Annotated in this window: 8 protein-coding genes; 5 read left to right on the top strand and 3 right to left on the bottom strand. The window is 77.7% G+C overall.

Going from position 1 to position 15,392, the window contains the following annotated elements:
• The first annotated feature begins 92 nt into the window (after window positions 1–92).
• The 4 genes from QSK52_RS16050 (at window position 93) to QSK52_RS16035 (ending at window position 12,296) form a co-directional block, all read left to right on the top strand.
• Window positions 93–3,503, top strand: a complete 3,411-nt coding sequence (locus QSK52_RS16050; RefSeq protein WP_285736733.1) for a DUF4132 domain-containing protein — start codon at window positions 93–95, stop codon at window positions 3,501–3,503.
• Between the two features lie 127 nt (window positions 3,504–3,630).
• Window positions 3,631–7,191 carry a DUF4132 domain-containing protein gene (locus tag QSK52_RS16045; RefSeq protein WP_285736732.1) on the top strand — a complete coding sequence of 1,187 codons (3,561 nt, stop codon included), beginning with the start codon at window positions 3,631–3,633 and terminating at the stop codon, window positions 7,189–7,191.
• A gap of 532 nt (window positions 7,192–7,723) precedes the next feature.
• Window positions 7,724–8,845 carry a hypothetical protein gene (locus QSK52_RS16040; protein ID WP_285736731.1) on the top strand — a complete coding sequence of 374 codons (1,122 nt, stop codon included), beginning with the start codon at window positions 7,724–7,726 and terminating at the stop codon, window positions 8,843–8,845.
• A 73-nt stretch (window positions 8,846–8,918) separates the two neighbouring features.
• Window positions 8,919–12,296 (top strand): DUF4132 domain-containing protein, encoded by a 3,378-nt coding sequence (locus tag QSK52_RS16035; RefSeq protein ID WP_285736730.1) that lies wholly within the window; start codon window positions 8,919–8,921, stop codon window positions 12,294–12,296.
• Between the two features lie 52 nt (window positions 12,297–12,348).
• On the opposite strand, the gene QSK52_RS16030 is transcribed toward QSK52_RS16035, so the two are convergent.
• The gene (locus QSK52_RS16030; RefSeq protein WP_285736729.1) at window positions 12,349–12,888 is read right to left on the bottom strand and encodes an AAA family ATPase; all 540 of its coding nucleotides are present in this window, start codon (window positions 12,886–12,888) and stop codon (window positions 12,349–12,351) included.
• A gap of 91 nt (window positions 12,889–12,979) precedes the next feature.
• Between QSK52_RS16030 and QSK52_RS16025 the strand changes: the two genes are divergently transcribed.
• Window positions 12,980–13,870: a hypothetical protein gene (locus tag QSK52_RS16025; protein ID WP_285736728.1), complete on the top strand. Its 891-nt coding sequence runs from the start codon at window positions 12,980–12,982 to the stop codon at window positions 13,868–13,870.
• On the opposite strand, the gene QSK52_RS16020 is transcribed toward QSK52_RS16025, so the two are convergent.
• Window positions 13,849–14,637 (bottom strand): GNAT family N-acetyltransferase, encoded by a 789-nt coding sequence (locus QSK52_RS16020; RefSeq protein WP_285736727.1) that lies wholly within the window; start codon window positions 14,635–14,637, stop codon window positions 13,849–13,851. The two genes, QSK52_RS16025 and QSK52_RS16020, sit on opposite strands and share 22 nt — an antisense overlap.
• 80 nt (window positions 14,638–14,717) lie before the next feature.
• Window positions 14,718–15,356: an SMI1/KNR4 family protein gene (locus QSK52_RS16015; RefSeq protein ID WP_285736726.1), complete on the bottom strand. Its 639-nt coding sequence runs from the start codon at window positions 15,354–15,356 to the stop codon at window positions 14,718–14,720.
• Between the last annotated feature and the right edge of the window lie 36 nt (window positions 15,357–15,392).

The following is a 15,392-nucleotide window of genomic DNA, read 5'->3' as shown; positions in this document are numbered from 1 at the left end:
CGCTGGGATTTCGGCGCCCGGCCAGGCCCCCGGGCGGGCTGTCCGCCGCTGCGGTTAGGGTCTGGCTCCAACGGCCTTTTGATCATCGGGAGTTGGAGGAGCACATGCGGCACGGGGGACCGGTCGGGGGCGGCACGGCGGACGACGGGGAGGCGGGGTCCGGGCTGCCGGACGAGGACGCCTTCGTGCTGCCCGCGGCCTGGCACGCCCTGGTGGTGCCGCGCCGCGGGAGCGGGGGCCCGGTCGCGGCGGCCGGGGAGCGGCCGGTGGTGGACCCGGAGGACGCCTACCGGCGGGAGGCCCGGGCACTGGACGAGCGGGCCGGGCTGATCGAGGAGCTGCTGACCGACGAGCGGGCCGACCCCGAACTGACCGCCGAGACCTGGGCGTACCTGCACGGGGAGGGCGGCCCGGTCGGGGCGGCGCTGGCCGCCCGGATCGTCCGCACCTCGGTGGAGCCCGACTGCCTGCGGCGGGAGTTCGCGGACCGGGCGGCCTGGACGGGCCTGTCGTTCGCGGTCCGGACGGTGCTGGCCGCCCTGGAGGCGGACTTCGTCCGGGAGTGGACGGGCTCCGAGTGGCGCTACCGGGCGGCCTTCCTCGACCTGGAGGGCGAGGAGCACCTCGACCTGACGGCGCAGTACGGCCTGCTGGCCGCCGCCGGGCAGGCGCTGGCCGAGGCGCCGGAGCCGGAACACGCCGCGGTGGTGGCGGAGTTGGCGCAGCTGCGGACCACGCCGGTGCTGCGGGCGGCGATCGCGCAGCTGGTGCCGGAGCGGACGGAGTGGGTGGACGAGTGCCTGGCCGAGCTGCCCGGGGACCGCAGCCGCACCGCCCAGGTGCTGCGCAGGCTGCTGCTGCCGACGCTGGGCAGCGCGGCGCAGGTGGAGCGGTTCGGGCCGGAGTACGGCTGGGTGTGCCGGGACTGGACGCCCGAGCTGGTGGCCACCCTCGCCGACCGGGTCGGCCCGGCGGTGGCGCCGCTGCTGGCGAGCGCGGTGGACCCGTACACGTACGGCGAGCGGGAGCGCGAACTCCTCGGGATGCTGGCCGAGTTCCCCACCGACGGGGCGATGCGTGCGCTGGTCGGGCGGATCGGCCGACCGTCCGGCCGGGCCCTGCTGCTGGAGGTGGTGCAGCGGTACCCGGTGCGGGCGGTGCGGGTCCTGTCGGCGGTGGCGCGGGACGGCGGGGCGGACGCCGCGGCGGCCCGCGAGCTGCTGGACCGGCACGTCGCGCTGTGGCGTCCGCGGCTGCCGGAGCTGCTGGCGCGGCTGGACGCGGCGGAGGCCGCGTTCGTGCTGGCCCTGCCGGGGGCGCGGGAGCCGCTGCCGGAGGCGGCGCCGGAGCGGCTGCCCGCGCTGCTGGTCGACCCGCCGTGGACACGGCGGCGGGCCGCCCGCGCGCCGGAGGCGCTGACCGGGCTGGTGGCCGACCGGGAGCCCCGGCTGGTGTGGCGGGAGGGCGAGGAGGCGGCGTTCGCGAACGGCGGCGACCCGTACTGGCGGTACGCGGCGGACACCGACTGGGCGCAGGTGCTCGGGGAGCTGTCGGAGGAGGTCCTCGACTGGCAGGCGGCCCGGCTGCTGGCCTGGGGCCCGGCCGAGCTGGTGCTGCCGAGGCTGGCGCACTGGCGGCCGTCGGAGTACCGCAGCAGCGGCATCCACCTGCCGCGGGTGCTCGGCCGGTACGGGACGGCCGCGCTGCGGTTGCTGCACCTCGCCGCCCGGGACCGCCCGGAGGAGGTCGTCGACGTCCTGCTGCCGGTGCTGGACGCGGAGACCGCGGGCCTGATGGCGCACGCCCTGCTGGAGCTCAAGTCCGTTCGGCCGGTGGCCCGCTCGTGGTTCGCCCGGCACGGCGTGGCGGGGGCGCTGCTGCTGGTCCCGGCGGCGGTCGGCGCGGCCGGGCCGCAGCGGCGGGCGGCGGAGCACGCGCTGCGGCTGGTGGCCCTCCGGGAGGGCGCGGAGGTGCTGACCGCGGCGGTGGCGCAGCGGTACGGGGAGCGGGCCGCGGAGGCGGTCGCGGAGGTGCTGGGCGAGGGCGCGCTGCTGCGGACCCTGCCGGGCCGGATGCCGAAGCCGCCCCGCTGGCTGCGGCCGGAGGTGCTGCCGCAGGTGCTGCTGGCGGACGGGGGCGGGGCGCTGCCCCCGGCGGCGGTGCGGCACCTGCTGGCGATGCTGCAGCTGGGCCTGCCGCGCGGGCCGTACCCGGGCCTGGCGGTGGTCGCCCCGGCGCTGCGGGCCGACACGGCGGCGGCGTTCTGCTGGGCGCTGTTCGAGGAGTGGCGGCACGCCGGGGCGCCCGCCAAGGACGCCTGGGCGCTGCACGCGCTCGGCGAGTTCGGCGACGGCGCCACCGCCCGCCGCCTGGCCCCGCTGCTGCCGCTGCTCTCCCACCAGCGCGCGGTGGACGGCCTGGACGTGCTGGTGTCCATCGGCGGTCCCGACGCCCTGGCGCAGTTGCACGGCATCGCCCGGACGGCCCGGACCGAGGCGTTCCGCTCCCGCGCGCGGGAGCGGGTCACCGAGGTCGCCGAGTCGCTGGGCCTGACCGCCGAGCAGCTCGCCGACCGGCTGGTGCCGGACCTCGGCCTGGAGCCGGACGGCAGCACCGTCGTCGACTACGGCCCGCAGACGTTCACCGTCGGCTTCGACGAGCAGCTGCGCCCGTACGTCCGGGACTCCGGCGGCAGGCGGCGCAGCGCGCTGCCCGCGGCGGCGGCCGCGGACGACCCGGAGCTGGTGGCGGCCGGGCGACGGCGGTTCACCGCCCTGAAGAAGGAGGTCCGGGCCTTCACCACCGCGTGGACCGCCCGGCTGCGGGACGCGATGGTGGCCGAACGGTCGTGGAGCGCGGGCGAGTTCACCGGTCTGCTGGTCGCGCACCCGGTGCTCGGGCAGCTGGTGCGACGGCTGCTCTGGACGGCCGACGGCGCCGCCTTCCGGCTCGCCGAGGACCGCACCTTCACCGACGTCCACGACGAACCGTTCCAGCTCCCCGCGGCGGCCACCGTCCGGCTCGCCCACCCGCTGCACCTGAGCGCCGCCGACCTCGCCGCCTGGACGGAGCTGTTCGCCGACTACGAGGTCCTCCAGCCCTTCCCGCAACTGACGCGTCCGGCACTGGAGTTGACCGGGGAGGAGGCCGCCGGGCACCGGCTGCACCGGTTCGAGGGGCGCACCGTCCCGGTCTGGCGGCTGCTCGCCCTGACCAGGCAGGGCTGGGGGCACGAGGAGATCGAGTACGGCGACGACGGCGTGGCGGGCTGGTTCCACCGGCCGTTGCCGGACGGGCGGCACCTGGTGGTCCAGCTCGACCCGGGCGTCCGGTTGCGCTCCCCCGCCGAGGCGGTGGTGCAGACCGTCGAGGCGGTGTGGCTCGGCACCGCCCCGGGCCACTACTGGCCGGAGCACCACCGGGGCGAGGAGCGGTTCGGCAGCCTTCCCCCCGTCCTGGTCTCCGAACTCCTGGCGGACCTGGAGGAGTTGACCGCCGGGTGAGCAACTGGCGGGCGGCGCGTCCCGGCCTGCGGGCCGGGCGTCGGTGCCGCTGACTAGGGTCTGCCCCGGCGGTCGTCCGGCAGTGCGGCGGCTCGCCGGTACGAAGCGCGAGGGTTCGGAGGGGCGCGTGCAGCGCTGGGAGCTGGTCGACGGCGGCGGTTCGGCGACGTTCTGGGAGGCCGAGGTCGACGGGGCCGCGGTGCGGGTGCGGTACGGGCGGGTCGGGGACGGCGGGCGGCTGCAAATCAAGGAGCTGAGCGGTCCGGCGGCGGCCGCGGCGCACCTGGCGAAGCTGGTCGGGCAGAAGGAGCGGGCGGGCTACCGGGCGGTCGGCGGGGGCGCCGGGCTGCCGGACGAGGGGCCGTTCGTGCTGCCCGCAGCGTGGCGTCCGCTGGTGCTGCCGCGGCGGGGCGGCGCCGTCGCGGCGGAGGTGGCGTGGCCGGGGCCGGAGGCGGTGGCGGCGGGGGACGCGCTGGTCGCCGGACGCAGTGCGTCGATCGCGAACACGCTGGGCACCGAGGGGTGCGACCCCGGGCTGGTCCGGGCCGCCCGCGCGTACCTGGACGGGGCGGCCGACCCGCTGGGGGCGGCGTGCACGGCCCTGCTGCTGCCGTCTGTCCGGAACCCCGAGGAGGGCGGCGCGGCCGTGGTGGTGGACGGCTGGGCGGCGCGGCACGGGTTGGCGTTCGCGGCGCTGGCCGCGGTGGAGAGTTTCGAGGTGGAGCACGACTACCGGCGCTCCTGGTCGTTCGGCGAGCTGACCTACCGGGACGACGGCCGCCGGCTCGGCCACTACGCGGTGCCGCCGCAGTTCGAACTGCTCTCCAGGGCACGCCGGTTGCTCGCCGTGGCCGACCGGGGCCCGTACGAGGAGGCGCTGGCCGCGCTGGCGGCGGTCCGCAGCACGCCGCGCCGCCGGGTGCTGGCCGCGGTGCTGGTGCCCGGGGCCGGGGAGTGGGTCACGGAGAGCGTCGCGGAGCAGGAGGGCTTCGGCGAGGAGGGGCCGCTGCTGCGGACGCTGCTGCTGCTCGCGCTCGGCACCCGGGAGCAGGTCGACCGGCTGGGCCCCCGGCCGAAGGTGCTGCCGGGCGCCTGGACGGCGGAGCGGGTCGCCACGCTGGCCGACGGCCTCGGCGCGGACTGCGTGCCGCTGCTGGCGGGCGCGCTCCCGTCCCTGGACGACCCGGCCAAGCGTCGCGAACTCGCCGGGCGCCTGCTGGAGTTCCCCGGCGCGGAGGCGCTGGACGCGCTGATCGGCCACAGCCAGGACCCGCAGGTGGCACCGGTGCTGGTCGAGGCCGTCCGGCGGCGGCCGGTGGGCGGGCTGCGCCGCCTGGCCGCGCCGGCCCGGGGCAGCGGCCCGGTCGCCGTCACCGCCCGGCACCTGCTGGACGTGCACCTGGCCGAGCTGCTGCCCGTACCGGCCGCCCGGCTGTCGCAGCTCGACCCGGCGGACGCCGGGTTCCTGGCCGAGCTGGAGCGTTCCCGGCCGCCGCGGGTGCCGGTCGCGGCGGCCGGGGCGCTGCCCGCGCCGCTGGTGGTCGCGCCCTGGGAGACCGCCCGGAAGGCCCGCGCGGCGGCCGTGGTCGACGGCCTGGCGGCCGACAGCGGGACGGAGCTGGTCTGGCAGCCGGGCGAGCGGGCGCAGTGGGCGCTCGCCTGCCCGTACGGCGACCACGGGCGCTTCGGCCCGGACACCGACTGGGCGGCCGTCGCGCCGGGCGTCCTGCTGGCGGAGCCGCGGCGGCTGCCGGTCGAGTGGGACCTGCTGATGAGCGGCCCGGTCGAGGTGCTCGCACCGTTCGCGTCCGCCTGGCGGCCGGCCCAGTTCTACCTGGGCGACGCGTTCCTGCACCCGGTGCTGGCCAAGTACGGCGCCGCGCTCCTGCCCGCCGTGCTGCACTGCGTGCGCGAGCGCCCCGCGCTGCTGGGGCCGACGCTGCTGCCGGTGCTGAGCGCGGAGGTCGCCCGGCTGCTGGCCACCGGCCTGACCACCGCCAAGCCGCTGCACGGGGCCGCCCGGGCCTGGTTCGCCCGGCACGGGGTCGCGGGCGCGCTGCTGCTCGTCCCCGAGGCGCTCGGCGCGTCCGGTCCGGCCCGCCGGGCCGCCGAGCAGGCGCTGCGCCTGGTCGCCGCCGAGCAGGGCCGGGACGCGCTGCTGGCGGCGGTGGACGGGCGGTACGGCGCGGCGGCCGGGCAGGCCGCGGCCGAGCTGCTGAGCACCGACCCGCTGGTGAGCGCACTGCCCGTCCGGATGCCCGCCTTCCCGGCCTGGCTGCGGACGGCCGGGCTGCCGCCGGTGCTGCTGGCCGACGGGGGCGGGGCGCTGCCGGAGTCGGCGGTGCGGCACCTGGTCACCATGCTGGCGCTGTCCGCGCCCGGCGCCCCCTACCCGGGGCTGGCGGTGCTCCGGGAGGCGTGCACGGCGGATTCGCTGGCGGCGTTCTGCTGGGCGGTGTTCGAGCAGTGGCGGCTGGCCGGGATCCCCGTCAAGGACCGCTGGGCACTGCACGCGCTGGGCGAGTTCGGCAACGACGCCACCGCCCGCCTGCTGGCCCCGGTGCTGCGCAACTGGCCGCGCCACAAGGTCAAGCAGCGGGCGGTGGACGGCCTGGACGTGCTGGTCGCGATCGGCACCGACACCGCCCTGGCCCAGCTGCACGGCCTCACCCGGCGCACCGACGGCAGGCACCTGGACCAGCACGCCCAACGGCGGATCGAGGCGGTCGCCGCCCAACGGGGCCTGAGCCCGCAGCAGTTGGCCGACCGCCTGGTGCCGGACCTGGAGCTGGCGGCGGACGGCAGCACCGTCATCGACTACGGCAGCCGGAGGTTCACCGTCGGCTTCGACGAGCAACTGCGCCCGTACGTCCGGGACGCCGACGGCAGGCGGCGCAAGGACCTGCCCGCACCCGGCGCCCGCGACGACCAGGAGCGCGCCACCGCCGAGCGCAAGCGGTTCGCCACCCTGAAGAAGGACGTCCGCACCCTGGCCACCGACCAGATCGCCCGCCTGGAGACCGCCATGGTCACCGAACGGACCTGGAGCACGGGCGAGTTCACCGACCTGCTGGTCGACCACCCGCTGCTCGGCCACCTGGTGCGCCGCCTGCTCTGGACGGCCGACGGCACCGCCTTCCGGGTCGCCGAGGACCGCACCTTCACCGACGTCCACGACGAGCCCTTCCACCTCACCACGGACGCCGTCGTCCGACTCGCCCACCCCCTGCACCTGACCACCACCGAACTCGCCGCCTGGGCCGAGCTGTTCGCCGACTACGAGATCGTCCAGCCGTTCCCGCAACTCGGGCGCGTCACGGGCGGGTTCACGCCGCAGGAGGCGGCCGGGAGCCGGCTGGCCCGGTTCGAGGGGCGCACCGTGCCGGTCGGCCGGCTGCTCGGGCTGACCAAGCGCGGCTGGCAGCGCGGCGAACCGCAGGACGCGGGCGTGGAGGTGTGGTTCCACAAGCCGCTGGCGGAGGGCCGCCACCTGGTGATCGACCTCCACCCGGGCATCGCGGTCGGTGCCGTCGCCCACCTCGGCGACCAGACCTTCGAGGCGGTGCGGCTGGGCACCGACCCGGACGACGAGTGGCGCAGCGACCGCACCCCGCTCCGCCTCGGCGACCTGGACGCCGTCACCGCCTCCGAACTCCTCGCCGAACTGGAGGAGTTGACCTCTTCTTGACCCGGTGGGCCGGTTCCGGCCACCCCGCCCGCGCGGCTCCGGCGGCCCGCCGGGGCGCAGCGCGGCGGGTGGGGTGGCCCGCGGGACGCGGCGGGGCTGCGGGGGCGGGACGGGCGCCCGGTGCGGGGGCCGGATCGGCCGGGAACCGCCGGGTCCGGGGGTGCCGGGGGGCTGGGCCGCCGGGTCCGCCGCTCCTACGATGTGAGTCGCCGCCGGGCCCCGGCCCCGCGGCAGCGGCCGCCGACGGCCGGACGCCGTAGCAGCCGGCGTCGACCGGACAGCACCGGGCGCCCCGGGTTCCGATGCCCGTGCCCGGGTTCCACCGCGCACCGCGGCCCGCCGCGGTGACGTCGGGCTCCCCGCTCCGAACCGTTCGACCCGCCCGACCACGGCCCGCGCCCCGGCCCGTCCGCGGCACGCCCGCGGCGCCCTCGGCGGCGTACCGGCCACGGCCCGCGCCCCGGGCGGGAGTTCCCAGCGCACGCCCCGCACGCAGTCGGCACCCGTCCTCACCACCCTGGGGGTCACACCCATGTCCGTCCACGCCACCCCGCCACCGCCCGGCACCGCCCCGCGCGTCCGGGCCCGCCTCGTCCCGCTCGTCCTGGCCCTGCTCGCCGCCCTGCTGGCGGTGGCCGTCCCGGCGGCCGCCCCGGCACACGCCGCGGTGCCCGACCGGTGGGGCTTCGCCTACCTGGACCTCCCGGCGCCGCCGCCCGGCTACGTCCCCGACACCACGCGCCAGTGGGGCAGTTGGGCGTCCCCGGCGGCGAACCCGGTGAAGGTCGACCCGGCGGGCACCGGCGCGTACGTGGTGCACTTCCCGCTGATCGGCGGTCCGGGCGGGATCGCGCACGTCACCGCCGTCAACCGCACCGGGACGTGGTGCCAGGTCGTGGGCTGGGGCACCGTCGGCACCGGCCTGGACGTCAAGGTGGCCTGCTACAGCCCGGCCGGGGCCCCGGCGAACTCGCCGTTCACGGTGCTGTTCACCAGCAGCTCCGGCACGCCCGCCCCGCCCGGCGGCGACCACGGCTACCTGTACTCGCTGCCCTCCGGCACGCTGGTCACCCAGTACAACTCGGCGGGCGGGGCGAACCTGTCCAGCCACGGCTCGACCGGCATCTGGAAGGCCTGGCTGCCCGGCCTGGGCTCCACCACCGAGGTCGGCGACGTGCAGGTCACCGCGGTCGACGCGGTGCAGGGCGCCCGCTGCAAGGTCGCGGGCTGGTACCCGTCGAGCACCGGGCAGACCTTCCTGGTGGCCTGCTTCGACGCGGCCAACGCGCCGTACGACACGGCCTGGACGCTCAGCTACTCGGTCAAGCGGGCGGTGCACGGGCCGGCGTACCCGCCGAAGTCCTTCGGGTACCTCTGGTACAACGGCGCGGTCCCGGCCGGGACGAACTTCAACTCGGTGGGCGGCGCCAACACGCTGAGCGCGGGCGTCCCGTCCACCGTGCTGATGCCGGGCGTGGCCGTGCCGCCCGACCACGCGCAGGTCACCGCGTACGGCAGCGGCCCCGGCTGGTGCCAGCTCGCGCTGCCCTGGACGCGCAGCTCGGGCACGGTGAAGCTCGCCCCGCTGTGCTTCAACCCCGGCGGCGCACCCGTCCTGGCGCCGTTCCTGCTGGCGTACACCTCGGCGGTCTGACCCCGCGGTCCGACCCCGCGGCCCCGGCACGACCGACTCCGGCCGTGTCGGGGCCGCTGGCTACCCTGGGGCGGTGATCGTTCGACGGGGTGCGGGAGGCGCGGTGCGGCAGGCGGGGGCGGGCGGCGGGGGCGGGGCGCCGGAGGAGGACGCGTTCGCGTGGCCGTCCGGCTGGCGCGAGCTGGTGGTGCCGCGGCGCGGCGGGGTCGCGGTGGAGGTGGCGTGGCCGGGCCCGGGGGCGGTGGCCGCCGAGGACGCGCTGGTCTCCGCGCACCGGGAGTGGATCGACCGGGTGGTCGCGGCCGACGGTTCCGCCCCGGAGCTGGTGCGGGCCGCCCTGGCGTACCTGGACGGCGAGCCGGACGCGCGCGGCGCGGCCTGCGTCGCCGCGATGCTGCCGTCGCTGTACGCGGAGGACGACGCGGGCGGGGCGGCGCCGGTGGACGCCTGGACGGCGCGGTACGGCCTGGCGTTCGCCGTCCGGGCCGCCGTGGCAACCCTGGAGGTCGGCTTCTGGCGCTCCCGCCCCGGCTACCCGTCACCGGCCCTGATCGCCGCCGACCCCCGTTCGCACGGCTACGGCGCCGAGCAGGCCAGGGCGCTGCGCCGGGCCCGGCACCTGCTGTCGGCCGCCGAGGAGGACGCCTACCGGGAGGCACTGGCGGCGGCGGAGCGGGAGCGGGGCGCGGGGCCGCTGCGGCGGACGGGCACCGCGTACCTGTTCCCGGAGGCACCCGGCTGGGTGGACGCCTGGATCGACGAACTCCCGGAGTGGCAGAGCCGGTCGGTGTGGGCGCTGATGCTGTCGGCGCTCGGCAGCCGGGCCCAGGTCGACCGGCTGGCGCCCCGGGTGGGCTGGTACCGCTGGTGGGACGGGGCGGCCGCGACCGTCGCGGACGGCCTCGGCGCGGACGCGGCGCCGCTGCTCGCCGGTTCGATGCGCCGTCTGGACAGCGGCGACGCGGCACGCCAACTCGCCGAGCTGCTGCTGGAGTTCCCCGCCGACGAGGCGTTCCGGGCGCTGCTGGAGCGGGCCGACGACCGGTCGGTGGCGCCGGTGCTGTGGCGGGCCGTGGAGCGCTACCCGGTGCGTGCGCTGCGCCTGCTGGCGGCGGACGCGCAAGGCGGCGGGGCCACGGCGCGGCACCTGCTCGACCGGCAACTGCGCTCCTGCGCAGGTGAGTTGGACGCGCTGCTGGAGCGGGTCGACCCGGTGACGGCCGCGTTCCTGCGGTCGCTGCCCGCCGCGGGCCCGGCCGCTCCGGCCGCCGCGGAGCGGGAGTGGCCCGCCGTGCTGGCGTCCCCGCCGTGGGAGCGGCCGCGCCGGTCCGGGCGGCCGCGGGTGGTGGACGGCCTGGCCGTCGACGAGTCCTCCGCCCTGCACTGGCAGGAGGGCGAGCGCGAGTCGTGGATGGCGCCCGCCCTCGCCTCGCACGAGTGGCGGGTCCACCCGGAGGACACCGACTGGGCCGCGTTCGGCCCGCGGGCGTTCGTCGAGGCCCGCGGCACCTGGGCGACCTGCCAGGTGCTGTGGCAGGCCCCGGTGGAGGTGTTGACCCCGCACCTGCTGCGCTGGGAGCCGGAGGAGCTGTACTACGGGCTGGAGTCGCTGCGTCCGATCGTCGCCAAGTACGGCCCGGCGGCCGTCCCGCTGGCGCTGCGCACCGTCCGGGCCCGGCCCGCGCAGATGGCGCCGCTGCTGCTGCCGGTGCGGGAGGTGGCGGCGGCCCGGCTGATGGCGGAGGGCCTGGTCACCCGCAAGTCCGTCCGCCGCACCGCCCGTGCGTGGTTCGCCCGGCACGGCGTCGCGGGCGCGCTGCTGCTCGTCCCGGACGCGGTCGGACCGACGGGCCCGGCCCGGACGGCGGCCGGGCAGGCACTGCGGCTGGTCGCGGCGCAGGCCGGGCCCGAGGGCCTGACGGCGGCCGTCGCGGAGCGGTACGGGGCGGCGGCCGCCGAGGTCGTCGCCGCGGTGCTGTCCGTCGACCCGCTGGTGGACGCGCTGCCCGCCCGGCTCCCGCAGCCGCCGCAGTGGCTGGCCGCGGAGCTGCTGCCGCCGCTGCCGCTGCGCTCGGGGGCGGTGCTGCCGCAGGAGGCGGTGCAGCGGGTGCTGACCATGCTGGCGCTGTCGAAGCCCGGCGCCCCGTACCCGGGGCTGGCGCTGGTCGCCGAGGAGTGCGCGCCGGGGGCGTGGGCGGCGTTCTGCTGGGCGGTGTTCGAGGAGTGGCGGCTGGCCGGGATGCCCGCCAAGGAGAGCTGGGCGCTGTCCCAGCTCGGCGAGTTCGGCGACGACGGGACGGCCCGGCGGCTGGCCGTGGTGGTGCGCCGGTGGCCCGGGTACAAGAGCAGCCAGCGGGCCACCGAGGGCCTGGACGTGCTGGCGGCGATCGGCACGGACGCCGCGCTGGCCCAGTTGCACGGCATCTCCCAGCGGGTGCGCTTCGCGGGCATCCGCACCCGGGCCCGGGAGAAGGTCACCGAGGTCGCCCTGGGGCTGGGCCTGACGCCCGAGCAGCTCGCCGACCGCCTGGTGCCCGACCTCGGCCTGGACGCCGACGGGACGGCGCGACTCGACTACGGCCCGCGCGCGTTCACCGTCGCCCTCGGCGCGGACCTGCAGCCGTACGTGCTGGACGCCGCGGGCAGGCGCCGCGCCGCCCCGCCCGCGCCCGCCGCCGGGGACGACCCGGAGCTGGCCCCGGCCGCCCGCAAGCGGTACGCCGCGCTGAAGAAGGAGCTGCGCACCGTCGGCGCCGACCAGGTGCTCCGGCTGGAGCGCGCCATGCTCGACCGACGGGCCTGGAGCGCGGACGAGTTCGGGGCGCTGTTCCTCGCCCACCCGCTGCTGGCCCACCTGGGCCGACGGCTGCTGTGGACCGCCGACCGGGTGCCCTTCCGGATCGCCGAGGACCGCACCTTCGCCGACCGGGACGACAAGCCGTTCCGGCTCCCCGCGGACGCGACCGTCCGGCTCGCCCACCCGGCCGTGCTGGGCGCGGACCTGCCGCTCTGGACGGAGCTGTTCACCGACTACCTGGTCATCCAGCCCTTCCCCCAACTCGGCCGCCCGGTGCGGTCCCTGACCGCCGAGGAGGCCGCCGGTGACCGCCTGCCGCGCTTCGAGGGGCGCACCGCCCCGGCCGAGGCGGTGCGTGCGCTCCTCCGGCGCGGCAGCGACTGGTCGACCGAGTACGCGGACAACCACGATCTCCGGCGGATCGCCTACAAGAAGCTGCCGGACGGCCGCCGCCTGAGCGTCGTCCTCGACCCCGGCGTGCCCTACGCCTCGACCGACCCCCAGCCCGAGCAGACCCTGCAGGAGGTCTGGCTCGGCACCCGCCCCGGCCGGTACGCCGACCGCGCCGGGCACCGCCGCCCCTTCGCCGAACTGGACACCGTCACCGCCTCCGAACTCCTCGCCGACCTCGAGGAGTTGACCGGCCCCGCCTGATCCGCGCCGCCTGTCCGCCCGTCTCCTGAACGCCCACCCGCGGCCCGGTCGTTCAGGAGACGGCGCCCAGGAAGCCCAGCGCCGTCGACACGTTCAGCTCCACCTCGTCCAGGCTGTCCAGCACCAGTCGCTCCGGGCGGCGGGAGCCCTCCGGCCCCTCCCCGGGCCAGGGTTCGAACTCCGCCCGGAGCCGCTCGACCGCCGCCCAGCTCGGCTCGGGGAAGCCCTCGATGCCCCGCCGACGGCCCGCCAGCCGTTCGCGGTGCACCGCCCGGTCCGAGCACACCACCTCCAGGAACACCACCGGCACCCCGTGCCGGGCCGCCAGCGCCCGCCACTGGCCGCGGGCGGCCTCCACCGCGTTGACGGCGTCCACCAGCACGCTCTGCCCGAGCGCCAGCGCCCCGTCCGCGACCGCCTCGGCGACCAGGTACGCGGCCAGCCCGGTGGGCTGCCCGGGCGCCACCCCCGCCCGGTGCATCGCCGCCTCGATCGGGTCCACCGACACCACCGGCGCGGCCAACCGCCGCCCCAGCGCCCCGGCGACCGTGCTCTTGCCCGCCCCCGGCAGGCCCGCCATCGCGATCAGCACGCGCCCCTCGTTCCGCTCGTCCGCACCCTTGACAGCAAGAACGTATACGGCTCTTCCCAAGCGCGCTGGAGATCACTACTGTTCGGGTGCTGTGAACAAGGGTGGATCCGGTGACGAACTGTGGGACGAGTTCGTCAGGGAATTCGAGAAGAACAACGCGCAGCACGAAGCCAGTGCCGCCGAACGCGCGCAACAACAACAGCAGCAACAGCAGCCGAGCCCGCCGCAGGGCCGCCGCTCGCGCGGCCGGGTGCTGGTCCCGCTGGCCGTCGCCCTGCTGGTGGCCGCGGGGGCGGGGGCGTACGCGCTCCGCCCCACCCGCTCGGAACCGACCGCGGCACCCGCGCCGTCCGCCCCGGCCTCCCGCTCCGCCTCCCCGTCCGCTCCCGCTCCTCCTGCGGCCGCGGCCTCCGCTTCGACCGCCGCCTCCGCCCTGGCCGGGTCGGTGCCGTCCGACGAACCGACCTCGGCGGCCCCGCTGTCGGTCTTCCCCGAGCAGGTGCAGGGGTACACCCTGGTGGCGAAGACCACGAAGCCGGTCTGCACCGGCGCCGACACGGTGGCGCCGACGCTCGCCGGGCTGATCACCCAGGGCAAGGGCTGCCTCGGCGTCGACCTGGCGCTGTACAAGGACGCCGACGGCAACCAGTACAACCTGGTGCTGTTCACCATGAAGGACCAGCGCGAGGCCATGGAGCTGGGGCTGTCGCTGGGCTCCCGGACCGACGACTACCAGGTCGCCGTCCAGCTCCCGCCGCCCGGCTCGGGCCTGCGCGAACTCCCGGCCGACAGCGGCCTGGTGCAGAGCGTCACCGGCCTCGGCCACAGCCTGATGGTCTCCATGGGCCAGTGGTCCGACGGCCACAGCGGGGACTTCAACACCCTGGTGCAGAAGCTCACTCCGCTGACCAAGGCCGTCAGCCACAACTTCCCGGAGTGGGTCGACGGCATGGAGGCCGGTCAGGACAGCGGGACGGCGTAGACCGGCTCCCGGCCGTGGACGGCGAACCCGGCCTTCTGCAGGACCGGCCCGGACGTCGCCGGGTTGCCCTTGACCAGGGCCATCCGCGCGCCGTGCGCCACCGCGTAGGAGAGCCGGGCCGCCAGCAGCGCCCGGTACACCCCGCGGCCCCGCCGGGACGGGACGACCGCGCCGCCGGCGAGCCGGGCCACGCCGTCCACCAGCGCGACGGCGCCCGCCCCGGCCGGTGCGCCGTCCACGTAGGCGACCACCGTCCCGCCCCCGCCCGCCGGGACGTCCCGCGCGCCCCGCTCCGCCACCCGCTCGGCGCGCCCCGCGGGCGGCAGCGGGCCGCCGAACCCGGCGGCCTCCGCGGCCACCGCGTCGAGGGCGGCCGCGGGGTCCGTCGCCCAGCGCAACTCCACGTCCACGGAGGGCGGTTGCAGCTGCGGCGCGCCCCCGGACAGGTCCGCGGCCAGGATCTCCAGGTCGAGCTTGACCCGCCCGCCGCGGGCCGCCAGCTCCTCCCCCAGCCCGGCCGGGTCCCCGATCAGCACCTGCCAGTCGAGCACCGGCGGCCCGAGCGTCCGGGCCAGCGCCAGCACGGCGTCCACCGCCCCGGGCAGCGGCCCGGCGGGCGTGAAGGACACCACCGAGAGGTCGAAGGAGTAGTGCTCGGGCAGCCGCAGCACCGTGCACGTCCCGTCCCGGAACACCTCCGCGTCGTCCGGCATCCACACCCAGGCCGCCCCGGCAGCGGCGACCTCGTCGATCGACAGTTCGCTCATCCGCCCAACCTAGGCGCCCCACCGCACCCGGTCCGCCCACTGTTGCAGACCCATGACACGCCGCCGCCCGCCGCGGGACGTCACTCCGCCCCCACCGGCGCGGGGGTGAGCGGCCCGCCGTCCAACTCGTGGCAGTCCGCGCCGAGGTCCCACCACAGGCGGCCGTCAGCCGTCAGGTAGGGGTACGTGCCGCGGACGCCGCCGCCGAGCAGGAGCGCGTCGGCGACGGCGTGCAGGTAGGCGGCCAGGCCGGGCCAGCTGTCGGTGAAGTCGCCGCCGCCGGAGTGCCCGGCCCAGCCGAGCCGCCCGCGGGCCGGGCCGGGGCGCAGGTCGATGACGTGGGCGTGGCCGTCGGCGGTCTCGGCCCAGGGCAGCCACTGCGGGTGCCACCAGGGCTCGTCGTCCCAGGGACGGATGGCGAGGCCGTCGTTGTCGGCTGCGACGTCCGTGCACGTGCGCCAGTGCTCGGCGATCCCGGCCGCGCCGAGCGGGGACTGCTCGGGCAGCAGGGTCGTCCACCCGGTGGCGCCGTCGTGGCAGCCCAGCGACTCGCGCAGTTCGGGGGGCAGCGGCCGACCGAGCACCCGCTCCGCGGCGGCCAGGTCGGCCGGGTCGGCGGGTGGGCGGAGCAGGGCGGTGCAGGCGGGGGCGTGCCGGGACAGCCAGGTGTCGATCCGCTGCCAGGAGACGGTGACCGGGGGGACGGGATGCGGGTTCACGGTGACCATCCTGCCCGTCGGTGGTGCTGTCGGTGG

The organism is Kitasatospora phosalacinea (genome assembly GCF_030268885.1).
In the GTDB taxonomy this organism is placed as follows: domain Bacteria; phylum Actinomycetota; class Actinomycetes; order Streptomycetales; family Streptomycetaceae; genus Kitasatospora; species Kitasatospora phosalacinea_C.
The sequence above is the reverse complement of the archived record's forward strand: the minus strand, read 5'-3'. Positions and strand labels throughout refer to the sequence as shown.